General features: G+C 71.1%; 20 protein-coding genes. 9 read left to right on the top strand and 11 right to left on the bottom strand.

Annotation, left to right across the window (positions count from 1 at the left end):
* The 9 genes from Tfont_RS04675 to Tfont_RS04715 form a co-directional block, all read right to left on the bottom strand.
* Positions 1–655, bottom strand: a 655-nt coding sequence (locus Tfont_RS04675) for a GTP-binding protein (RefSeq protein ID WP_143968582.1), incomplete at its 3' end; no start/stop codon positions are given.
* 117 nt (positions 656–772) lie between these two features.
* The gene (gene fusA, locus Tfont_RS04680; RefSeq protein WP_068607659.1) at positions 773–2,875 is read right to left on the bottom strand and encodes an elongation factor G; all 2,103 of its coding nucleotides are present in this window, start codon (positions 2,873–2,875) and stop codon (positions 773–775) included.
* A 96-nt stretch (positions 2,876–2,971) separates the two neighbouring features.
* Positions 2,972–3,442, bottom strand: coding sequence for a 30S ribosomal protein S7 (gene rpsG / locus Tfont_RS04685; protein WP_068607662.1), 471 nt, complete (start codon positions 3,440–3,442; stop codon positions 2,972–2,974).
* A gap of 182 nt (positions 3,443–3,624) precedes the next feature.
* Complete coding sequence (gene rpsL / locus Tfont_RS04690; RefSeq protein WP_068607664.1) at positions 3,625–4,002, bottom strand: 30S ribosomal protein S12; 378 nt, start codon at positions 4,000–4,002, stop codon at positions 3,625–3,627.
* A 104-nt stretch (positions 4,003–4,106) separates the two neighbouring features.
* The gene (locus Tfont_RS04695; RefSeq protein ID WP_185974476.1) at positions 4,107–5,279 is read right to left on the bottom strand and encodes a D-alanyl-D-alanine carboxypeptidase family protein; all 1,173 of its coding nucleotides are present in this window, start codon (positions 5,277–5,279) and stop codon (positions 4,107–4,109) included.
* 107 nt (positions 5,280–5,386) lie between these two features.
* Positions 5,387–6,022 (bottom strand): alpha/beta hydrolase, encoded by a 636-nt coding sequence (locus Tfont_RS04700; protein ID WP_143968583.1) that lies wholly within the window; start codon positions 6,020–6,022, stop codon positions 5,387–5,389.
* A gap of 21 nt (positions 6,023–6,043) precedes the next feature.
* Positions 6,044–6,403 (bottom strand): (2Fe-2S) ferredoxin domain-containing protein, encoded by a 360-nt coding sequence (locus Tfont_RS04705; protein ID WP_143968584.1) that lies wholly within the window; start codon positions 6,401–6,403, stop codon positions 6,044–6,046.
* Positions 6,400–7,542 carry a VanZ family protein gene (locus Tfont_RS04710; protein ID WP_231960207.1) on the bottom strand — a complete coding sequence of 381 codons (1,143 nt, stop codon included), beginning with the start codon at positions 7,540–7,542 and terminating at the stop codon, positions 6,400–6,402. Before Tfont_RS04710 ends, Tfont_RS04705 begins: the two co-directional genes overlap by 4 nt.
* Before the next feature lie 11 nt (positions 7,543–7,553).
* Positions 7,554–7,982, bottom strand: coding sequence for a CopD family protein (locus Tfont_RS04715; protein ID WP_068608240.1), 429 nt, complete (start codon positions 7,980–7,982; stop codon positions 7,554–7,556).
* Positions 7,983–8,040: 58 nt separating this feature from the next.
* Here Tfont_RS04715 and Tfont_RS04720 point away from each other — a divergent pair, with 58 nt between their 5' ends.
* From Tfont_RS04720 to Tfont_RS04735, 4 genes are all read left to right on the top strand, one after another.
* Positions 8,041–9,021 carry an SMP-30/gluconolactonase/LRE family protein gene (locus Tfont_RS04720; protein ID WP_260682265.1) on the top strand — a complete coding sequence of 327 codons (981 nt, stop codon included), beginning with the start codon at positions 8,041–8,043 and terminating at the stop codon, positions 9,019–9,021.
* 120 nt (positions 9,022–9,141) lie between these two features.
* Positions 9,142–10,293 (top strand): glycolate oxidase subunit GlcE, encoded by a 1,152-nt coding sequence (gene glcE, locus Tfont_RS04725; protein ID WP_143968585.1) that lies wholly within the window; start codon positions 9,142–9,144, stop codon positions 10,291–10,293.
* Between the two features lie 3 nt (positions 10,294–10,296).
* Positions 10,297–11,571, top strand: coding sequence for a glycolate oxidase subunit GlcF (gene glcF / locus Tfont_RS04730; protein ID WP_143968586.1), 1,275 nt, complete (start codon positions 10,297–10,299; stop codon positions 11,569–11,571).
* Positions 11,572–11,584: 13 nt separating this feature from the next.
* Positions 11,585–12,433, top strand: coding sequence for an LrgB family protein (locus Tfont_RS04735; protein ID WP_143968587.1), 849 nt, complete (start codon positions 11,585–11,587; stop codon positions 12,431–12,433).
* 40 nt (positions 12,434–12,473) lie between these two features.
* Here Tfont_RS04735 and Tfont_RS04740 read toward each other — a convergent pair whose 3' ends face one another.
* Together Tfont_RS04740 and lplT are read right to left on the bottom strand one after the other, a co-directional pair.
* Entirely contained in the window at positions 12,474–13,400 is a 927-nt protein-coding gene (locus Tfont_RS04740; RefSeq protein ID WP_260682266.1) for a Bug family tripartite tricarboxylate transporter substrate binding protein, read from the bottom strand.
* Between the two features lie 163 nt (positions 13,401–13,563).
* The gene (gene lplT, locus Tfont_RS04745; RefSeq protein ID WP_143968589.1) at positions 13,564–14,847 is read right to left on the bottom strand and encodes a lysophospholipid transporter LplT; all 1,284 of its coding nucleotides are present in this window, start codon (positions 14,845–14,847) and stop codon (positions 13,564–13,566) included.
* A gap of 148 nt (positions 14,848–14,995) precedes the next feature.
* Between lplT and alr the strand changes: the two genes are divergently transcribed.
* The 5 genes from alr to Tfont_RS04770 are packed head-to-tail and all read left to right on the top strand — an operon-like array spanning position 14,996 to position 21,977.
* The gene (alr, locus tag Tfont_RS04750) at positions 14,996–16,162 is read left to right on the top strand and encodes an alanine racemase (RefSeq protein WP_143968590.1); all 1,167 of its coding nucleotides are present in this window, start codon (positions 14,996–14,998) and stop codon (positions 16,160–16,162) included.
* Positions 16,163–16,217: 55 nt separating this feature from the next.
* On the top strand, positions 16,218–17,321 hold the full coding sequence (locus Tfont_RS04755) for an efflux RND transporter periplasmic adaptor subunit (protein WP_143968591.1): 1,104 nt from the start codon (positions 16,218–16,220) through the stop codon (positions 17,319–17,321).
* A gap of 40 nt (positions 17,322–17,361) precedes the next feature.
* The gene (locus Tfont_RS04760) at positions 17,362–20,658 is read left to right on the top strand and encodes an efflux RND transporter permease subunit (protein ID WP_143968592.1); all 3,297 of its coding nucleotides are present in this window, start codon (positions 17,362–17,364) and stop codon (positions 20,656–20,658) included.
* A gap of 52 nt (positions 20,659–20,710) precedes the next feature.
* On the top strand, positions 20,711–20,938 hold the full coding sequence (locus Tfont_RS04765; RefSeq protein ID WP_068607687.1) for a YgaP family membrane protein: 228 nt from the start codon (positions 20,711–20,713) through the stop codon (positions 20,936–20,938).
* A gap of 19 nt (positions 20,939–20,957) precedes the next feature.
* On the top strand, positions 20,958–21,977 hold the full coding sequence (locus Tfont_RS04770; RefSeq protein WP_143968593.1) for an SLAC1 anion channel family protein: 1,020 nt from the start codon (positions 20,958–20,960) through the stop codon (positions 21,975–21,977).
* The last annotated feature ends 8 nt before the right edge of the window (positions 21,978–21,985 follow it).

A 21,985-nucleotide genomic window follows, 5' to 3' on the forward strand; every position in this document is an offset into this window, starting at 1 on the left:
CTTCCACGGGCATCAGGAAGGCGCCGTCGATGGCGCGCTCGGGCGTGGGGATGTAGCTGTCCAGCGCTTCGGCCAGCTTCATGATGGCGCCTTCGCCCAGCTCGCCCTTGTCGCCTTCGAGCGCCTTGAGCGCGGAGCCCTTGATGATGGGGATGTCATCACCAGGGAAGTCGTACTTGGAGAGCAGCTCGCGCACTTCCATCTCGACGAGTTCGAGCAGCTCGGCATCGTCCACCATGTCGCACTTGTTCATGAAGACGATGATGTAGGGCACGCCCACCTGGCGCGCCAGCAGGATGTGCTCGCGGGTCTGGGGCATGGGGCCGTCGGCCGCGGAGACGACCAGGATGGCGCCGTCCATCTGCGCGGCACCGGTGATCATGTTCTTGACGTAGTCGGCGTGGCCAGGGCAGTCAACGTGCGCGTAGTGGCGGTTGGCCGTCTCGTACTCGACGTGCGCGGTATTGATGGTGATGCCGCGCGCCTTTTCTTCGGGCGCCGCGTCGATCTGGTCATACGCCTTGGCCTGCCCGCCGTACTTGGCCGCCAGCACCGTCGTGATCGCCGCCGTCAGCGTCGTCTTGCCGTGGTCCACGTGACCAATCGTGCCCACGTTGACGTGCGGCTTGGTCCGCTCGAATTTTTCCTTTGCCATTGCAGTTTCCTTGCATCAAAGAACGGTGCCCGTGCGGGTTTAACGTCTGGGGCGCGGTCCCGCCACGGGCAGCGGGACCTCCCCCACGAGCGGGGTGCCCAAGACCAGAGGGATGGGTTACTTCGCGCGCGCGGCGATGATGGCTTCCTGCACGTTGCGCGGGGCTTCGCTGTAGTGCTTGAACTCCATCGTGTAGGTCGCGCGGCCCTGCGACATGGAGCGCAGCGTGGTGGAGTAGCCGAACATCTCGGACAGCGGCACCTCGGCCTTGATGACCTTGCCGCCGCCGGGCAGGTCGTCCATGCCTTGCACCATGCCGCGGCGGGACGACAGGTCGCCCATCACGTTGCCGGCGTATTCCTCCGGCGTCTCGACTTCCACGGCCATCATGGGCTCGAGGATGACGGGCTGGGCCTTCTTGCAGCCTTCCTTGAAGCCGAAGATGGCAGCCATCTTGAACGCCTGTTCGGACGAGTCCACCTCGTGGTACGAACCGAAGTGCAGCGTGACCTTGACGTCGACGACCGGGTAGCCGGCCAGCACGCCGGTCTGCAGCGCCTCTTCGACACCCTTTTGCACGGCCGGGATGTACTCGCGCGGCACCACGCCACCCTTGATGGCGTCGATGAATTCGAAGCCCTTGCCAGCTTCGTTGGGCTCGATCTTGAAGACGACGTGACCGTACTGGCCCTTACCGCCGGACTGGCGCACGAACTTGCCTTCGGCCTCTTCCACCGTGCCGCGGATGGTTTCGCGGTAGGCGACCTGCGGCTTGCCCACGTTGGCCTCGACGCCGAACTCGCGCTTCATGCGGTCGACAATGATCTCCAGGTGCAGCTCGCCCATACCGGCGATGATGGTTTGGCCGGATTCTTCGTCGGTGTAGACGCGCAGCGACGGATCCTCGGCGGCCAGGCGCGACAGCGCGATGCCCATCTTTTCCTGGTCGGCCTTGGCCTTGGGTTCGACCGCCTGCCGGATTACCGGCTCGGGGAACACCATGCGCTCCAGCACGATCGGCGCCGCCGGGTCGCACAGCGTCTCGCCGGTGGTGACTTCCTTGAGGCCCACGCAGGCGGCGATGTCGCCAGCACGGATTTCTTCGATCTCTTGGCGGTTGTTGGCGTGCATCTGCACGATGCGGCCGATGCGCTCCTTCTTGCCCTTGACCGAGTTGAGCACGGTGTCGCCCTTGCGCAGCACGCCCGAGTAGACGCGCACGAAGGTGAGCTGACCCACGAACGGGTCGCTCATCAGCTTGAACGCCAGGGCGGAGAGCTTTTCCTCGTCGCTGGCCTGACGGGAAGCGGGCTGCTCGTTGTCGTCGGTGCCAGCCACCGGCGGGATGTCCACCGGCGAGGGCAGGAACTGAATGACCGCATCCAGCATGCGCTGCACGCCCTTGTTCTTGAAGGCGGTGCCGCACAGCATGGGCTGGATTTCCACCGCGATGGTGCGCTGGCGCAGGCCGGCGATGATCTCGTCCTCGGTCAGCTCACCGGTCTCGAGGTACTTGTTCATCAGCTCTTCGCTGGCCTCGGCCGCGGCTTCGACCATCTTTTCGCGCCATTCGTTGGCCTGATCCACCAGCTCGGCCGGGATCTCGCGGTACTCGAACTTCATACCCTGGGAAGCCTCGTCCCAGATGATGGCCTTCATCTTGATGAGGTCCACCACGCCCTGGAAGTTGTCCTCGGCGCCGATGGGGATGACGATGGGCACCGGGTTGGCCTTCAGGCGCAGCTTCATCTGCTCGTAGACCTTGAAGAAGTTGGCGCCGGTGCGGTCCATCTTGTTGACGAAGGCCAGACGGGGCACCTTGTACTTGTTGGCCTGACGCCAGACGGTCTCCGACTGCGGCTGCACGCCACCGACCGCGCAGTACACCATGCAGGCGCCGTCGAGCACGCGCATGGAGCGCTCCACCTCGATGGTGAAGTCCACGTGGCCCGGGGTGTCGATGATGTTGAAGCGGTGCTCGGGGAAATTGAGGTCCATGCCGCGCCAGTAGCAAGTGGTCGCGGCGGACGTGATGGTGATGCCGCGCTCCTGCTCCTGCTCCATCCAGTCCATGGTGGCGGCGCCATCGTGCACCTCACCGAGCTTGTGGTTCACGCCGGTGTAGAACAGGATGCGCTCGGTCGTGGTGGTCTTGCCGGCATCGATGTGCGCCGAAATGCCGATGTTGCGGTAACGCTCGATGGGCGTGGTACGTGCCATGAGAAAACTCCGATTTTGGATGGGCGAAGCCCGCCGACCTCGTGCAGTGCGGTGGCGGGCTTGGGGTTGAGGTCGCGGCCTGGCGCTCGGACGGCGTCAGAAGCGGAAGTGGCTGAACGCCTTGTTGGCCTCGGCCATGCGGTGGACCTCGTCGCGCTTCTTCATGGCACCGCCGCGGCCTTCGGTGGCCTCGATCAGCTCGTTGGCCAGACGCAGCGCCATCGACTTCTCGCTGCGCTTGCGCGCGGCTTGCTTGACCCAGCGCATGGCCAGCGCCTGGCGACGCACCGGGCGCACTTCGACCGGCACCTGGTAGTTGGCACCACCGACGCGGCGGGACTTGACCTCGACGAGGGGCTTGACGTTGTTGAGCGCGGTCGAAAAAACCTCCAGCGGGTCTTTGCCGGTCTTCTTCTCGATGTGCTCGAGCGCGCCATAGACGATGCGCTCGGCGACCGCCTTCTTGCCACTCTCCATGACGACGTTCATGAACTTGGAGAGCTCGACATTGCCGAACTTGGGATCCGGCAGGATTTCGCGTTTAGGGACTTCGCGACGACGTGGCATGGTTCGATCCTTTTTGCTTCAGTTGGCACCCAAGTGCCACGAGGGCCATCGGGACCCTCACTTACTCGACCACCGGCACCCTGGGGTTGCCGCGGTCACACTGCCGGAGGCCCGCCAGCTAGGCATTCCGACACCGATGCGTGACAGCCGCATGACGGCCGCACACGCGTGGCATGCGCCGATCAGGCCTTCTTGGGCCGCTTGGCGCCGTACTTGGAGCGGGCTTGCTTGCGGTCCTTGACGCCCTGCAGGTCCAGCGAGCCGCGCACGATGTGGTAGCGCACGCCGGGCAGGTCCTTCACACGGCCGCCGCGCACGAGCACCACCGAGTGCTCTTGCAGGTTGTGGCCTTCACCGCCGATGTACGAGATGACCTCGAAGCCGTTGGTCAGGCGCACCTTGGCGACCTTACGCAGCGCCGAGTTCGGCTTCTTGGGCGTCGTGGTGTAGACGCGGGTGCACACACCCCGCCGCTGGGGGCAGTTCTCCATCGCCGGGCTCTTGGACTTGGTCTTCTCGACCGTCCGCCCGTGGCGCACGAGTTGGTTGATGGTTGGCATAACGTCCCTAAACGTCAAAGAAAACGATTCGCCCTTCGGACGAATCCGAAAAGCCCGCTACTGTAACACGCGCCGGGGTTGGGCGCAATGGCCGGACGACGCGTTCAGCGGATCCACAGGCGCAGTGCGCCCCACAGCCGCCCCAACAGCCCAGCCTCGTCGACGGTCTCCAGCACGACCAGCGGCACTTCGGCGACGGGCTCGCCCCCTGCGGAGAGCACGCGCAGCGTGCCCAGTGGCTGGCCTTTTTGCAGCGGCGCGACCAGCGGGTCGGGGCGCACCACCTCGGTGCGCAGTCCTTTGGCCATGCCGGCCGGTACGGTCACCACCACGCCCTCCGGGCGGCCGAGCTTGACCTCGCTGGCACGGCCCTTCCAGACCGTGGGGGTGGCGACGGGCTGGCCCGGCGCCGACAGCCGCACGGCCTCGAACGCGGTGTAGCCCCAGTTGAGCAGTTTCTGGCTTTCGGCGGCGCGGGCGTTTTCGCTGGCCGCCCCCAGCACGACGCTGATCAGGCGGCGCTGCCCAGCTGCCCCCTCGCCCAGGCCCGGCACGGGCCGGCGCGCCGTAGCCACGAGGCAGTAGCCCGCCGCGGCGGTGTGCCCGGTCTTGAGCCCGTCCACCGTGGGATCGCGAAACAGCAGCAGGTTGCGGTTGGTGTCGTTGGCCGCGGGCGTGCCGGGGTAGCGGTAGCGCTGAATGGCGTAGTACCCCACGTACTCGGGAAAGTCGCGCATCAGACGCATGGCCAGGGTGGCCAAATCGCGCGCGGTCGTGGTGTGCCCCGGGGCGGTGAGCCCCTCCGGGTTCTGGAACTGGGTGCGCGTCAGCCCCAGGGCCTTGGCCTGCCGGTTCATCAGCTCGACGAAATGCTCCACCGTGCCCCCGACACCTTCGGCCAGCACCACGGTGGCATCGTTGCCCGACTGCACGATCATGCCTTTGAGCAGATCTTCCACCGGGATCTGCGCGTTGGGGGTGATGAACATGCGCGAGCCGGGCATGCGCCACGCCCGCTCGCTGACGACGAGCTTTTGGTCCAGGGCCAGCTTGCGCGACTTGAGCGCATCGAACACCAGATACGCCGTCATCAGCTTGGTCAGCGACGCCGGCTCGACCGCTTCGTCCGGGTCCTTGGCGGCGAGCACCTGACCGCTGGTGGCGTCCAGCAGCAGCCACGCCCGCGCGGCCACCTCCGGCGGCTGGGGCGCCTGGGCCTGCGCCAGCCCCACGCCCAGCGCCCAGGCGCACAGCGCGACGAGGGCGCCCCCACCCAGGCGACGCAGCCGGTGCAGACCGGCACGGATGGCAGCGAACGGCAAAAACAACGCAACGACGGACACGACGGAAAACCCTCCAGGCCACCCGCGGCGGGGGCGGCGGATCACAGCGCGCGCAGATGGCGCACGACCAAGGACTTGAGCAACGGCAGACGCCCGTGGAAGAAGTGTTCCCCCCCGGGCACCACGGTGATGGGCAGCCCCTGCGGGCGCGCCCAGTCGAGCACTGCGGCCAGCGGCACGGTGTCGTCGACCTCCCCATGAACGACCAGGGTGCGTTCGTGGAGTTCCGCATCCAGCGCGGGGAGCGTGAAACGGCTGGCGGCCGGGGCCACCAGCGTCAAGGCCTGCATGGGCCGCTGCGCCCCCAGGCGGGCGGCCGCAGCCGCCGCCACATAGCCGCCGAACGAAAACCCGGCCAGCGCCAGCGGGACGGGCTCGGCCGCGCACGCCCCCACCACCGCGAGCAGGTCATCGAGCTCGCCCACGCCGTGGTCGTGCACGCCCGCGCTGCCCCCCACACCGCGGAAATGGAAGCGCACCGCTACCCAGCCCTGCTGCACGAAGGCGCGGGCGAGCATCTGCACCACTTTGTTGTGAAGGGTGCCGCCAAACAAGGGGTGCGGATGGGCGATCACCGCCACCCCGCCGTCCGGGCGGGGCACGGTGGGGCGATCGATCGCCAGCTCCAGCGGGCCGGCCGGCCCGGGGATGAAGGACGACTCGGTGTGGGCGTTCATCGGCAGGGCCGCCCCTTTGCGTCAGCGCCCCACGTCCGGGGGCAGGCGCAACCGGTCGACGACCACCCCGTCGCGCAGGTGCGAAGTGACGATCTCGTCGATGTCGGCGAGGTCCACATAGGTGTACCAGACCCCGTCCGGGTACACGACCGCCACCGGCCCGCCGGCACAGCGGTCCAGGCAGCCCGCCTTGTTGACCCGCACCTGCCCCGGGCCGGCCAGCCCGAGGGCGCGCACCTGCGCCTTGCAGTGCTCGAACGCCTGCTGGGCGCCGTGGCGGGCGCAGCAGGCCTCGCCGTTGGCCCGGTCGTTTAAGCAGAAGAAGATGTGGCGGCGATAGTAAGGCGGCGGCGTGGCCGCGTCGTGCGTGGCGTCGGTCATGGGCGACGATTGTAGGACGCCCCTTCGCTGCGGCGCAGGGCCAGCCGGGCCGCCGCGGCCAGGGCGGCCCAGGGCCAGAGCCAACCCAGCCACTGGGACAGACCGTGAAAGCGGCTGAAGCGCCCCTGCTCCCAGGTCTGCAACCACTCCCCCAGATAGGCGGGGTCGGGCACGCGGTTGAGCAAGCCCAGCATCAGCCCCCCGGCGAGCACGGCCAGCAGCGCCGCCGCACGCGAGCCGAGCGGCAGGGCAAACAGCGACATCGCCCCGGCTGCGGCCAAGCCCAACTGCGTGGGCGGCGTGAGCCACGCCCAGGCGTGCAGCGGGCCGAAAGACAGCACGGCCGACAAGGCCCCGCTGCCCCAGGCCACCGCGCCGAACAGCAGGGCAAAGACGCTGCGCTGCCCAATGTGGCGCACGCTGGCATAGCCCAGCAGCACGGGCAGCCAAAGGCTCAAGGCGACCAGCAGCGCTTCGGTCAGGGGACTGGGCGCAGCCAGGGGCGGGCTTTGCGGCAGCCACGCCTGCAGCGGCGAGCCCTCCGCGGCCCGCCACAGCGCCGCCTCCAGCCGCGGCCAGAACTGGCCGGTGCCAAACGGCACGGGCGTGGGGTACAGCACGGCCAGGGGCCACAGCAGCAACACCGCCCATGCCCACTGCCCACCCGGCTGCTGCCAGCGGGCGCGAAATTGCGCCCACGACCCGAGCACCCGCCAGCGCAGCAGCACCGTGGCCCCGACCGCGCCGATCAGAGCGCCGATGGCGTTGAGCAGGGCGTCGGCTTGCGACGGCACCCGCTGCGGCAGGTAGGTCTGGGTGGCCTCCATGGCCAGGGACAGCAGCGCCGGCCCGACGACGCCCAGCACGGGCGCCCCCCGCGGCCACCCGGCGCGGGCCAGGGCCACCGTGAGCAGGGCCCCGAGCGGCACATAACCCAACAGGTTGGCGACGACGTCGAAACGGGTCCAGTACCGCGGCCAGGGCGCGGTCAGAAAGGCCCATGGCGCCACCCCTTGCGCCCGCCAGCCCTCGAACGGAAACAGGCTGGCATAGACGACCAGCACCGTGTAGCAGCCCAGCAAGGGCCAGGCCAGCGACAAACTGCGCGCACCGGGCTGGGGCGCGGAAGTCGGCCTCACCGCCACCCGGCTCAGAAGGGCTTGACGACCACCAGCGCCACCGCCACCAGCATCAGCAGCACCGGCACCTCATTGAACCAGCGGTACCACCGGTGGCCATGGCGGTTGGTGCCCGTCTCGAAGCGGCGCAACAGCCGCGCGCAAGCGTGGTGGTAGCCGATGAGCAGCACCACGATCGCCAGCTTGGCGTGCATCCAGCCGTTGCCCGGCCCCAGACCGATGCCATAGCCCAGCCACAGCCACAAACCCAGCGCCAGCGCGGGCACCGCCAGCAGCGTCATGAAGCGCAACAGCTTGCGCGCCATCAGCAGCAACCGCTCGCGCTCGGCCGGGCTGTCGGCCGGCACCATCGCCAGGTTGACGAAGATGCGCGGCAGGTAGAACAGCCCGGCAAACCAACTGGCGATGAAGACGATGTGAAAGGTTTTGACCCACAACATGGTCCGCAGTGTATGCCAGGGGCTGCGCCGCCCGCAGCGCATGGCATAAGATCGGTGCATGGCCACGACCCCTCCCCCCGATGCCGACGGCGATGCCGCCGGGATGGGCGGCTGGACCTGCCTGACGCCGCCCGTCTGCGCCCATGGCGAATCGCCCGTCTGGCGCGGGCTGGAGGATCGGCTGTACTGGATCGACGCCGGCTTGCAGCGGCTGTGGCGGCTGCATGTGCCCAGCGGCCGCAGCGAGTTCCGGGAGCTGCCCCAGGCGCCCGGGGCCCTGGTGCCCTGCCGCCGCGGGGGCTGGCTGATCGCGCTGCGCGACGGCATCTACCACCTGTCGGACTGGACCCTGCCGCTGGAGCGCATCGCCGACGCGCCCTACGACGCGCGCCGGGTGTGCTTCAACGACGGCAAGTGCGACCCCTGGGGGCGCTTTTGGGTGGGCAGCAGTGTCGATGCCCGCGACCGGCCCGACGCCGCGCTGTACTGCCTGCGCGCACGCGACCGGCAGCGGCCCGAACTCGCGCTGATCCAGTCGGGCGTGTACACCTTCAACGGGCTGGCCTGGGCGCCCGACGGCAAGCTGCTGTATTGGGCCGATTCCCACGGCCACGCGGTGTACACCCTGCCGATGGTGTCGGCCGGCCAATGGCCGCCGGTGCTGGGGATGCGGTTGCTGCTCAAGCGGTTCGATGCGCGCCCGGCGGACTGGCGCTTCGAGCAGGACCTGGGCCAGGGCTACGGGGGCCGTCCGGATGGCGCCGCCATCGACAGCGCGGGCAACTACTGGGTGGCAATGTTCGAAGGGGCGCGGGTGCTGTGCCTGAGCCCCAGCGGGCAGATTCTGGCCGACTGGCCGGTACCGGCCCAATGTCCGACCATGGTGTGTTTTGGCGGGCCGGACCTGCGCACCCTGTTCGTCACCACGGCGCGGCAACGCCGCTCGGCCGCCGAGCTGGCACACTACCCGCACAGCGGTGCCGTGTTCGCGCGCCGGGTGGCCACCCCCGGCCTGCCGCCGGCGACGTATTGGGACTGATGAAACGGACGGGGCCGGTGGAGCGGGCGCCAAGGCACCCCGGGCCGGCGCAGACCGGCTCAAGCCCGCCATTCAAAAAGTTCACGCCAGCGGTGCCCGCGCGGGCTACCATTGCCGCCCATGGCCGACGATACCCCCTTTTTGCCCCCCGGCGACGGCGCAGCGGATGACGTGCTGCGCGCATGGGCCGAGCGCATCCGCGCCGCGGCCGCCGATCGCCGCCCCTTGCGTCTGCGCGGCGGCGGCACCAAGGCGTTCTATGGCGACCCCGTCGACGCCGAGGCCGAGGTCGTGGACACGCGCGCATACGCGGGCATCCTGAGCCACGAGCCGACCGAGCTGGTGATCACGGCCCGCTGCGGCACCCGGTTGAGCGAACTGGAGGCCGCCCTCGCCCGCCACGCCCAGTATCTGCCTTTCGAGCCGCCGCACTTGGGCGAGGGGGCGACCGTCGGGGGCATGGTGGCGGCCGGCCTGGCCGGCCCGGCGCGCGCCGCCGTGGGGGGCGTGCGCGACTATGTGCTGGGGGCACGGCTGCTCAACGGCCGGGGCGAGGACCTGACCTTTGGCGGCCAGGTGATGAAGAACGTCGCCGGCTACGACGTCAGCCGGGCGCTGGCCGGCAGCCTCGGCACGCTGGGGCTGATCACGGAGGTCTCGCTCAAGGTCCTGCCCCGGCCGGCCGGCGAAGCCACCCTGCGGCTGCCGCTGTCCGCCGACGCGGCCCTGCAACGACTGGCGCGCTGGCGCGCCCAGCCGCTGCCGCTCAACGCCAGCCGGTGGCAGGACGACGCGGGCGGCACCCTGCTGCTGCGGCTGCGCGGCGCGGCCGCCGCGGTCGAGACGGCCTGCCAACGGTTGCTGGCCGAGGTGGGGGGGGATCGGCTGGACCCCTCCGCCGCCCAGCGCGAGTGGGAGGCCACCCGCGAGCAGACGCTGCCCTTCTTTGCCACCCCGCCGTCGCCCGCCCATGGGCTGTGGCGGCTGTCGGTGGCGCCCACCGCCCCCGTGCTGGCGCTGCCCGGGCCGACGCTGGTCGAGTGGTTTGGCGGGCAGCGCTGGGTGTGGGCGCCGCTGGATGCCGCGGACACCCTGCGCGCCATGGCCCGGCAGGCGGGCGGGCATGCGACGCTGTTTCGCGCCCCGGCCGCGACGCCGCAGGCGCGCGGCCGCTTCACGCCGCCCGAGGATCCGTTGCGCGCGCTGCAACAGCGCGTGCGGGCCGCGTTCGATCCGCACGGCCTCTTTCAGCCGGGCGTCTGGGGATTTTGATCCATGCAAACCCGACTCGCTGCCGAGTTTTTGAGCACACCCGACGGCCAGACGGCCGACGCCATCCTGCGGCGCTGCGTGCACTGCGGCTTTTGCACCGCCACCTGCCCGACCTATCAGCTGCTGGGCGATGAGCTGGACGGACCGCGGGGACGCATCTATCTGATCAAGCAGGTGCTGGAAGGCGCCGAGCCCACCCGGGCGACGCAGCAACACCTGGACCGCTGCCTGACCTGCCGCAACTGCGAAAGCACCTGCCCGAGCGGGGTGGAGTACGGCCATCTGCTGGACATCGGGCGCAAGGTGGTCGAAGCGCGCGTGCAGCGCCCGGCGGGCGAGCGGGCGGTGCGCTGGCTGCTGCGCGAAGGGTTGACCTCGCCGCTGTTCGGCCCCGCGATGCGGCTGGGGCAGGCCGTGCGCGATGTGCTGCCCGCCCCGCTGCAGGCCAAGGTGCCGGCCCGGCGCGAGGCCGGCGCATGGCCGCAGACGCCCCGGCCACGCCGCGTGCTGATGCTGGCCGGCTGCGTGCAGCCGGCGATGATGCCCACCATCAACGCCGCGACGGCGCGCGTGCTGGACGCCGCGGGCATCCAGACCGTGGTGGCGCCCAAGGCCGGCTGCTGCGGCGCCATCCGCTTCCACCTGGACGACCAGGTGGGGGCGCTGGACGACATGCGCGCCAACATCGACGCCTGGTGGCCCTGGATCGAACCCACCGATGGCAGCCCCGGCGTCGAGGCCATCGTCATGAACGCCTCGGGCTGCGGCGTGATGGTGAAGGACTACGCGCACGCGCTGCGGCACGACCCGGCCTATGCCGACAAGGCGCGCCGGATCAGCGACCTGACGCGCGACCTGAGCGAGCTGCTGCCCGACCTGGTGCCCGCCTGGCGGCAGCGGCTGGGCGACGGCCTGCCCGCGTCGGTGCCCCGGCGGCTGGTGTTTCACCCCCCCTGCACGCTGCAGCACGGCCAGAAGCTGCGCGGCGGCGTGGAGCGGCACCTGGGCGAGCTGGGCTTCGAGGTCACGCTGGCACGGCAGGAGTCGCACCTGTGCTGCGGATCGGCCGGCACCTACAGCGTGCTGCAGCCGACGCTGAGCCGCCAGTTGCGCGACCGCAAGCTGGGGCACCTGGAAGCCGCCGCCCCCCAGACGATTGTGTCGGCCAACATCGGCTGCATCACCCACCTGCAAAGCGGCACCGCCACCCCGGTGCGCCACTGGGTGGAGGTGGTGGACGAGGCCCTGGCCGCCAGCCCTGCACGGACCCCAGCCTAGCGCATCGCCCGCCATGCTGCCCGCTCTGACCGCCCTGTTGACCTTGCAACTGGCCGGGGAGGTGCTGGTGCGGATGCTGGGCCTGCCCATCCCCGGGCCGGTGCTGGGCATGGCGCTGTTGCTGGCGCTGCTGATGGCGCGCCCGGCCTGGCGCGACGCCTTGCAGCCCACCACCCAGGGCCTGCTGCAGCATCTGTCGCTGCTGTTTGTGCCGGCCGGGGTGGGGGTGGTGCAACACCTGCAGCGGCTGGGAGACGAGGCCGTGGCCATCGCCGTCGCGCTGATCGGCGGGCTGTTGACCCTGACCGGCACGCCCTACGCCACGTATTTCGAAGGGGCGCAGTTCGTGCACTTTCTGCTCGGTCCGGCGACGGTGGCGCTCGCCGTCGCCCTGCACGCGCAGTGGCCGCTGCTGCGGCGCACCTGGGCACCGCTGGTCGCAGGGCTGGTGACCGGGGCGCTGGCCGCGGCAGTGAGCGCCGTGGCGCTGGGCTGGCTGCTGGGGGCCAGCCCGCAGACGCTGGCCTCGCTGGCCCCCAAGTCGGTGACCACCCCGGTGGCGATGGGCATCGCCGAGCGCCTGGGGGGGCTGCCGTCCTTGACCGCGGTGCTGGTCGTGGTCACCGGCATCTTGGGCGCGGCGACGGCGCGCTGGCTGTTCGAACGGCTGGGCATCGCCGACCCCATGGTGCGCGGCTTTGCCCTGGGCGTCACGGCCCACGGCATCGGCACCGCGCGGGCCTTTCAGGTCAGCCCCACGATGGGCGCCTTCGCCGGACTGGCCATGGGGCTGGCCGCCCTATTCAACGCCCTGGCCTTGCCCTGGCTGATGCAGGGCCTGCTGGCGCTGCTGGCCCGCTGAAACGGGGAGCGCCCGGGCGCTGCGGCGCGCCCCGATGCGCTCACTGCGCGCGGATGCCGTTGCGCTCGATGATCGCCTTCATGCGCGCGGTGTCCGTGCGCACGCGCTGGGCCAGCCCCTCGGGCGCCGTGCCGGCCACCTGCCAGCCCTGGGCAAACAGCCTTTGGCGCACCTCGGGCCGCCGCACGATCTCGGCCAGCGCCGCGGCCACGCGCTGAATCTGCACCGCGGGCCAGGTCACCGGCGCGGCGACGGCGTTCCAGATTTCCAGATCGAAGCCGCGCAGGCCCAGCTCCGCCAGGCTGGGCACCTGCGGGGCCAGCGTGCTGCGCCCGGGGGAGGTCAACCCCACCGCGCGCAGCCGGCCCGCCTGCACCTGCGGCAGCGCCACGCCGGGCGGCAGCAGGGCCACCTGCACATCGCCCTGGATCATGGCCGTGACCACCTGCGGATTGCCCGAATACGGCACATGCACGGCGCGCCAGCCCGCGGCGGCCTTGAGCATCTCCATCCCGATGTGGGCGACCGTGCCCGCCCCCGGGGTGCCGTAGTTCCAGCGGTCGCCCGCCTCGCGCCCCGCGGCCAGGACGGCGGCGGGCTCGGCCGGCAGCCGGGTCGAAGCCGTCAGCACCAGCGGCGCGGTGCCGACCAGCGACACCGGGGCCAGGTCGGTCAGCGGATCGTAGGGCGTGGCGGGGTTGAGGATCTTGGCGATGGTCAGATTGCCGTTGATCATCAGACCCAAGGTGTGGCCATCGCTGGCGCGCGCCACCTGCTCCGCGGCGATGTTGCCGCCCGCGCCCGGACGGTTTTCCACCACCACCGGCTGGCCGAGCACCTGGGCCAGCGGCTCGGCCAGGGTGCGTGCGGTCAGGTCGGGCGACGAGCCGGGCGGGAAACCCACCAACAGGCGCAGCGGCCGCGACGGCCAGCCGCCGGTCTGCGCGTAGCCGGATGCGGGCGACACGGCAAGTGCGGCCCCCCCCCCAAGCCGCCGTGTGCAGCCAGGCACGGCGGGACAGCGGGACTGACTGGGCCAACTGGGCGAACGGGGCGGACGACGAACGGGACGAAACCATGGCGGGGTCTCCTCGGATGATGGGGTCACTTTCGGCCGCCGCCGGCGCCGCTCAGCCGTGCAGGTCGTCGCGGCGGGCGATCTCGAACAAGCGGGCCAGCTCGTGCGAATGGTGGCGCAAATTGTGCCGGTGCCAGCGCGTGATCAGCACCATCACCCCAGCCACCAGCAGGCCGAACACGGTGATGGCGCCAAACGCCGACAGCCCCGCCCCGGTGGCGGCGCTGTAGAGGAAGCCCAGCCCCAGGATGCAGGTCTGCTCGTTGAAGTTCTGCACCGCGATCGAGCGGCCGGCGCCCATCAGGTTGTGGCCGCGGTGCTGCAGCAGCGCGTTCATCGGCACCACCAGAAAGCCGCCCAGCGCCCCCAGCAGCACCAGGAACGGCGCAGCCACCCAGACGTCGCGGATGACCACCATCAGCACCACCAGCAGCCCCATCGCCACGCCCAGCGGCATCACGCGCGGGGCCTGGTCGATGCGCATGCGCACCGAGGCCACCACCGCCCCCACCGCCGTGCCGACCGCCACCACGCCGACCAAGCTGGAGGCCTGCGTGGTGTTGTAGCCCAGCGCCGCGGCGGCCCAGGCCAGCACGATGTAGCGCAGGTTGCCGCTGACGCCCCAGAACAGCGTCGTCGTGGCCAGCGAGATCTGGCCCAGATGGTCGCGCCACAGGCGCAGGTTGCAGCGCCAGAAGTCCGGCAGCAGCGCCAGCGGGTTGGGCGGCAGGTGGCGCAGCGGCGCCGTGGTGCGCGGGATGCGCAGGTTGAACGCCGCCGCGAGCCCGTACACCGCCACCAGGCCGACGATGGCCAGCTCCGCCGCCGTCGGCAGCCAGGCGCGCAGCCACGCCGCCTCGTGCGCCGCCAGCCACGCCGCCACTGCCGGCGAGACGAGCTGCCCGCCCAGCACGACGCCGAGGATGATGGAGGCGATCGTCAGCCCCTCGATCCAGCCATTGGCCTTGACCAGCTGCGACGGCGGCAGCAGCTCGGTGAGGATGCCGTACTTGGCCGGCGAATACGCCGCCGCGCCCAGCCCCACCAAGCTGTAGGCCAGCAGCGGATGCACGGGGGTCAGCATCAGCACGCAGCCCACCACCTTGATGGCGTTGCTGATGAACATGACCTGCCCCTTCGGCCGCGAGTCCGCGAACGCCCCGACCCACGGCGCCAGCAGCACGTAGAACAGCGCGAACATCGGCACCAGCGCGGCGGCCTGCCACTCCGGCGCGCCGCGGCTGCGCAGCAGCTCCACCGCCACCACGAACAGCGCGTTGTCGGCCAACGAGCTGCAGAACTGCGCCGTCATGATGGTGTAGAAGCCGCGCTTCATGGGGGCGAAATATCCGAAAGAAAGCCTCGAATCGGGGGGCGCGCACCGCCCGCCTGTGCGAAAGTCGCGTCTGGCGCAGGGTGCGCGGTTTATAGCATGCGCCTGCGCCGTCCTCTGTCCGCCAGTTCCCCTTTTCCCTTTGCTTGCCATGCCTCGCCCGATCCTCGCCACCGTGCATCTGGATGCCCTGCGCCACAACCTGCACCGCTGCCGCGCCGCCGCCGGCGACGCGCGCGTGTGGGCGGTCGTCAAGGCCAACGCCTATGGCCACGGCATCGAGCGCGTCTGGCCGGCGCTGCGCGGCGCCGACGGCTTCGCGCTGCTGGATCTGGCCGAGGCCGAGCGGCTGCGCGCGCTGGGCTGGCGCGGCCCGATCCTGCTGCTGGAGGGCTGCTTCGAGCCGCGCGACCTGGAGACCTGCTCGCGCCTGGACCTGTGGCACGTGGTGCACACCGAGGAGCAGATCGACTGGCTGGCGGCGCACAAGACCCACCAGCCGCACCACGTGTTCCTGAAGATGAACTCCGGCATGAACCGGCTCGGCTTTCGCCCCGAGGCCTACCGCGCCGCCTGGGCGCGGCTGCAGGCGCTGCCGCAGGTGGGTGAGATCGGGCTGATGACGCACTTTTCCGACGCCGACGGGCTGCGCCACGGGCGCGAGGGCGTGCTGCACCAGGTGGAGGCGTTCGTGCGCGCCACGCGCGACCTGCCCGGCGAGCGCAGCCTGTGCAACAGCGCCGCCACGCTGCGCCACGCGCTGCGGCTGCGCCTGGGCGACGGCGGCGGGGCGCTGGCCGCGGACTGGGTGCGCGCCGGCATCGCCCTCTACGGCAGCGCGCCGGACCACCCGGCGCACGCCGCCGCCGACTGGGACCTGCAGCCGACGATGACGCTGGCCAGCCGGCTGATCGCCATCCAGCCGGTGGCCGCCGGCGAGACGGTCGGCTATGGCTCCGCCTTCACCGCACCGCGCGACCTGCGCGTCGGCATCGTCGCCTGCGGCTACGCCGACGGCTACCCGCGCCACGCCAGCCTGTCGCAAGCCCCCGGCGCGCCGGTGCTGGTGCGCGGCGTGCGCACCCACTTGGTCGGGCGCGTCAGTATGGATATGCTGGCGGTGGACCTGACCCCGGTGGAGGCCGCCGGCGGCCCGTGCCACATCGGCGACGAAGTGGTGCTGTGGGGCCGCAGCGGCAGCGGCGCGGTGCTGCCGGTGGACGAGGTGGCGCAGGCCGCCGGCACCATTGCCTACGAGCTGCTGTGCGCGGTGGCGGCGCGCGTGCCGTTCGCCGTCGACGAGGCCGACACGCCGTAGCCCTTGTACTCCTGGGGGTATGGCGCTATACTCGCGTCCAATGGAGGATCAAGCCATGGATCGACGCACGACGCCCCGCCCCCTGCTGGCCCGCCGGCGCTGGCTCGGCGCGGCCGTTGCCACCGCGCTGCTCGGCGGCGCGCTGCCCCCCCTGACCTGGGCCCAGCCCGAGGCGGCCGGCCCACGCGTGCCGGTGGCCGAAGCCACCCGCCGCCCGGTCGGCCAGGCGCTGTTGCTGGACGCCACCATCGAAGCGCAACAGCAGGCCACGCTGGCGGCCCAGGCCAGCGGCCGCATCGTGCAGCTGCACGTCAAGGCCGGTGACCGCGTGCGCGCCGGGCAGGTGCTGGCGGTGATCGACGACCGCGAGACCACGGCCGGCGTGCAGCGCGCCGGCGGCGCGGTGGCACAGGTCGAAGCCGAGCTGCGCAACGCCGAGGCCCACGCCAAGCGCACGCGCGAGCTGCGCGCGCAGGGCTTCGTGTCACAGGCGGCGCTGGACACCGCCGAGGCCCAGGCCGCCGCCGCACGCGCCGCGCTGCAGCAGGCCAAGGCCGCGCAGTCGCAGGCCGCGCTGGCGCAGGGTTTCACGCGGTTGACCGCGCCGTTCGACGGCTTCGTGCTGGCTACGCACGCCGAGGCCGGCGACCTGGCCGCGCCGGGCCGCCCGGTGCTGACGGTCTACGCGCCGCAGCCACTGCGCGCCACCGTGTACGTGCCGGCGTCGCAGTCGGCGCTGGCGGAGCGCGCCCAGCGCGTCGAGGTGCGCCTGCCCGATGGGCGCTGGGTGCAGCCCAGCGGCCGCAGCCGCCTGCCGGCCGCCGATCCCGTGGCGCAGACAGTGGAGTGGCGCCTGCCGCTCGCGGCCGCCGATGCACAGGGTGTGCTGCCCGGTCAGGCGGTCAAGGTGCGTTTTGCCGCCGGCAGCGACGAGCGGCTGGTGGTGCCGGCCAGCGCCCTGCTGCGCCGGGGCGAGCTGACCGCAGCCTATGTGGCGGCACCGGCCGGGGCGCCCGCGGGCTTCGTGCTGCGTGCGGTGCGCACCGGTGCCGACCACGGCGAGGCCGGGGTCGAGATCCTGTCGGGCCTGCAGCCGGGCGAGCGCGTGGCGCTCGATCCGGTGCGCGCGGGGCTGCGCGGTGCGCAGCCGGCGCAGTGATCGGCCATCGTCCCCCTCCCCGCACGCAGGAGAACGGCCGATGAACGCCGAACCCCAAACTACCCCCACCGGTACCCAGACCGAACGGCTGGGCATCTCCGGCGTGATCGCGCGCGCCTTCCAGGCCAACGCCATCACGCCGCTGCTGGCGCTGGTGGCGCTGCTGCTGGGCCTCTTTGCGGTGCTGGTCACGCCGCGCGAGGAGGAGCCGCAGATCAACGTCACGATGGCCAACGTGCTGATCCCATTCCCCGGCGCCTCCGCCGCGGACGTGGAAAAGATGGTGGCGCAGCCCGCCGAGCACGTGCTGTCGCAGATCCAAGGCATCGAGCACACCTACAGCGTCTCGCGCCCCGGCGTGGCGGTGCTGACGGTGCAGTTCAAGGTCGGCGTGCCGCGCACCGAGGCGCTGGTGCACCTGTACGACGTGCTCAACGCCAACCAGGACTGGCTGCCGCAGGGCCTGGGCGTGCTGCCGCCGATCGTCAAGCCCAAGGGCATCGACGACGTGCCGGTGCTGGCCGCCACGCTGTGGAGCCCCGCCGGCACGAGCGCGTGGGAAATCGAGCGCGTCGCGCACGCCATCGAGACCGAGCTCAAGCGCGTGCCCGGCACGCGCGAGGTGCAGACCATCGGCGGCCCCGGGCGCGCCATCCACGTCTGGATCGAGCCGGAGCGGCTGCGCGCGCGCGGCGTGCCGCTGCAGGCCATCCACCAGGCGATCGCCGCCGCCAACCAGGCCATGCCGTCCGGCACCGTGGCGCAGCCGCGCCAGCAGCCCGGCGAGCCGGGCCTGCTGACGGTGGAAACCGGCGAGTTCCTGAAAAGCGTGCAGGACGTCGGCGACATCGTGGTCGGCGTGCACCAGGGCCGCCCGGTGTACCTGCGCGAGGTGGCGCGCATCGAGGAAGGCGCGCAACTGCCGCGCCGCTACGTCTGGCACACGCCGGGGCCGGCGGCCACGCTGCCGCAGGGCGCGCAGCCCGGCCAGGCCTACCCCGCCGTCACGGTCATCGTGACCAAGAAGCCGGGTGAGAACGCCGTGGACGTGGCGCGCGCCGCCACGCAGCAGCTGCAGCGCCTGCACAACACGCTCATCCCCGATGGCGTCGAGGTGACGATCAGCCGCGACTACGGCGCCACCGCCGCCGACAAGGCCAACAAGCTGATCAGCAAGCTGATCTTCGCCACCGGCAGCGTGATCGTGCTGGTCGGGCTGGCGCTGGGCCGGCGCGAGGCGGTCATCGTCGGCGTCGCGGTGATCCTGACGTTGACCGCGACGCTGTTTGCCTCGTGGGCGTGGGGCTTCACGCTCAACCGCGTGTCGCTGTTCGCGCTGATTTTTTCGATCGGCATCCTGGTGGACGACGCCATCGTCGTGGTGGAAAACATCCACCGCCACCGCCTGCTCACGCCCGAGGCACCGCTGCGCGAGATCATCCCGCGCGCGGTGGACGAGGTCGGCGGGCCGACGATCCTGGCCACCCTGACGGTGATCGCGGCGCTGCTGCCGATGGCCTTCGTCACCGGCCTGATGGGGCCGTACATGAGCCCGATCCCGATCAACGCCAGCATGGGCATGGCGATCTCGCTGGCGGTGGCGTTCACCATCACGCCGTGGCTGGCGTGGAAGCTGATGGGCGCGCATGGCGCTGCCGGCCACGCGGGGCACGGGCCGTCCAGGCTGACGCGCGGGCTGCAGACCTTCTTCACGCGCGTGCTGACGCCGTTTCTGGAAAACGCCCGTCACCGCTGGCTACTGGCGCTGGGCGTGCTGGCGGGCCTGTTCCTGTCGATCGGACTGGCGGTGGTGCAGGCGGTGATCCTCAAGATGCTGCCGTTTGACAACAAGAGCGAGTTCCAGGTGGTGCTGGAAATGCCCGCCGGCACGGCGCTGGAAGACACCGCCGCGGCGCTGCAGGACATGACGGCGTTTTTGGCGCAGCAGCCCGAAGTCACCCATGTGCAGGGCTACGCCGGCACCGCCAGCCCGATCACCTTCAACGGCCTGGTGCGGCAGTACTACCTACGCGCCGACGCCGAGCAGGGTGACCTGCAGGTCAACTTGGTTGACACCAAGCACCGCAAGGAGCAAAGCCACGCCATCGCGCAGCGGCTGCGCCCGGGGCTAGAGGCGATCGCCCAGGCGCACGGCGGGCGCATCAAGGTGGTCGAGGTGCCGCCAGGGCCGCCGGTGCTGTCGCCCATCGTGGCCGAGGTGTACGGCCCGGACGAGGTCGGCCGCGCCGAGCTCGCGCGCCGCGTGACCAAAGCGTTTGCCGACACGCCCGACATCGTCGGCATCGACACCACGCTCAAAGAGGAGGTGCCGCGCGTGTTTCTGCGCATCGAGCGCGCGCGCGCCGAGCGGCTGGGTATCCCGGCGCAGGTGATCGCGCAGACGGTTTACACGGCGCTCTCAGGCAGCGATGCGGCCTACCTGCACGACGGCTACGCCAAATACGCGGTGCCGGTGCGGCTGCAGCTGCCGCGCGAGCGTCAGGTCGGGCTGGACGCGGTGCTGGCGCTGCCGCTCAAAGCCGCCGACGGCCGCATGGTGCCGCTGTCGGAGCTGGTGCGCATCGAGCACGGCGTCATCGACCAGCCGCGCTTCACCAAGGACCTGCTGCCGGTGGTGTACGTGCTGGGCGACATGGCCGGGCGCACCGACTCGCCGCTGTACGGCATGTTCGCCATCCGCAGCCGGCTGGCCGAGGCCGCGCTGCCCGAGGCCGGGCCGCTGGGCGAATACTGGATCCGCCAGCCCGAAGACCCCTGGCGCGGCTACGCCATCAAGTGGGACGGCGAGTGGCAGGTCACCTACGAGACGTTCCGCGACATGGGGGCGGCCTACGCGGTCGGTCTGGTGCTGATCTACCTGCTGGTGGTGGCGCAGTTCCGCAGCTACCTGACGCCGCTGATCATCATGGCGCCGATCCCGCTGACGATGATCGGCATCATGCCGGGCCACGCGCTGCTGGACGCGCAGTTCACCGCCACCAGCATGATCGGCATGATCGCGCTGGCCGGCATCATCGTGCGCAACTCGATCCTGCTGGTGGACTTCATCGAGCTGGAGACCGCGCGCGGCATGCCGTTCAAGGAGGCCGTGATCCAGTCCGCCGCGGTGCGCGCGCAACCGATCGCGCTCACCGCCCTGGCGGCGATGCTCGGGGCGTTCTTCATCCTGGACGACCCGATCTTCAACGGCCTGGCCGTGTCCTTGATCTTCGGCATCGCCGTCTCCACCTTGCTGACGCTGGTGGTGATCCCGGTGCTGTACTACGCCGTGTACCGGCGCCGCCACGAGGCACCGGGCGCGCCGCGCCCCGCCTGAATCCCGTTTTTCCTGCAACCCTGCCCCAACCCTTGCCAGTGAGGAGAGCATCATGACCGTCGAGCGCTGGATCCGTGTGATCGCGGGCCTGTTCGTGTTCCTGTCGGTGGCGCTGGGCGCGCCCGCCAGCCCGCTGTTCGTCAGCGAGTGGTTCCTGGCCTTCACGGCCTTCGTCGGGCTGAACCTGTTCCAGTTCGGCTTCACCAACTTCTGCCCGCTGGCCATCATCCTGAAGAAGCTGGGCGTGCCCGAGGCCGCCATCCCCTGCAAGGCCTGCTGAGGCCGAGGCGGAGGCCGCGATGAACGGTGCCCATCCCACCCCACTGAAGTTCCTGCATCCCGGCTGGTTCACGCTGGTGATGGGCCTCAGCGGCCTGGCGCTGGCCTGGCACGCCGCCGGCCCCGTGCTCGGCCCCTGGGCCGAGGGGGCGGCGCTGGTCATCGGTGCGCTGGCCGCGACGGTGTTCGTGGTGTTGCTTGCGGGTTCGCTGCGCCGCTGGCAGCGACATCCCGAGGCCGTCGCCGAGGATCTGCGCCATCCGGTGCGCCACGCCTTCGTCGCCGCGATGCCGGTGGCGCTGCTCCTGCTGGCGACCTGGCTGCAGGCGGTGGACCTGGCGCGGCCGCTGGCGCAGGCGCTGTGGTGGATCGGCTCGATCGGCCAGCTCGGCGTCACTGTCTGGGCGCTGGGGCGGTGGCTGGCCCCCACCGTGGCGCACGCCCCAGATGCGCAGTCGCTGTGGAACGGCGTCACCCCGGTGCTCTACATCCCGGTGGTCGGCAACGTCGTCGCGCCTCTGGCCGGCGTCGGCTTCGAGCACGCCCTGTGGTCGGCGGTGCACTTCGGCATCGGGGTGTTCTTCTGGCCGGTGGTGTTCACGCTGCTGGTGGTGCGGCGGCTGGCGCACGGGCCGATGCCGCCGCGGCTGCATCCGACTTGGTTCATCTCGCTGGCGCCGGCGGCGGTGGTGGGGCTGTGCGCGCTGCGCTTCGGCTGGCCGCCGGGGGTGGCAGCCACCGTGTGGGGCGTGGGCCTGTTCATGCTGCTGTGGGTCGGCACGCAGGCGCGGCGCTACTTCGCGCAGCCGTTCGCGCTGCCGTTCTGGGCCGTGTCGTTCCCGCTGGCGGCGTTCACCGCCCTGACCTTCAAGTTGGCCGTGGCGCTGGCGCACCCCGGGCTGCAGTTGGCGGCACTGGGGCTGCTGGCGCTGGTGTCGGTGGTGATCGCGGCGCTGGCGCTGGCCACGATCAAGGGCCTGCGGCAAGGCACGCTGCTGGCGCCGGAGCCGGTGGCGCCGATCGTGCCGGCCACGCCCTGACCCCATCC

Origin of the sequence: Tepidimonas fonticaldi (assembly GCF_007556755.1) — a bacterium.
Taxonomy (GTDB): Bacteria; Pseudomonadota; Gammaproteobacteria; order Burkholderiales; family Burkholderiaceae_C; genus Tepidimonas; species Tepidimonas fonticaldi.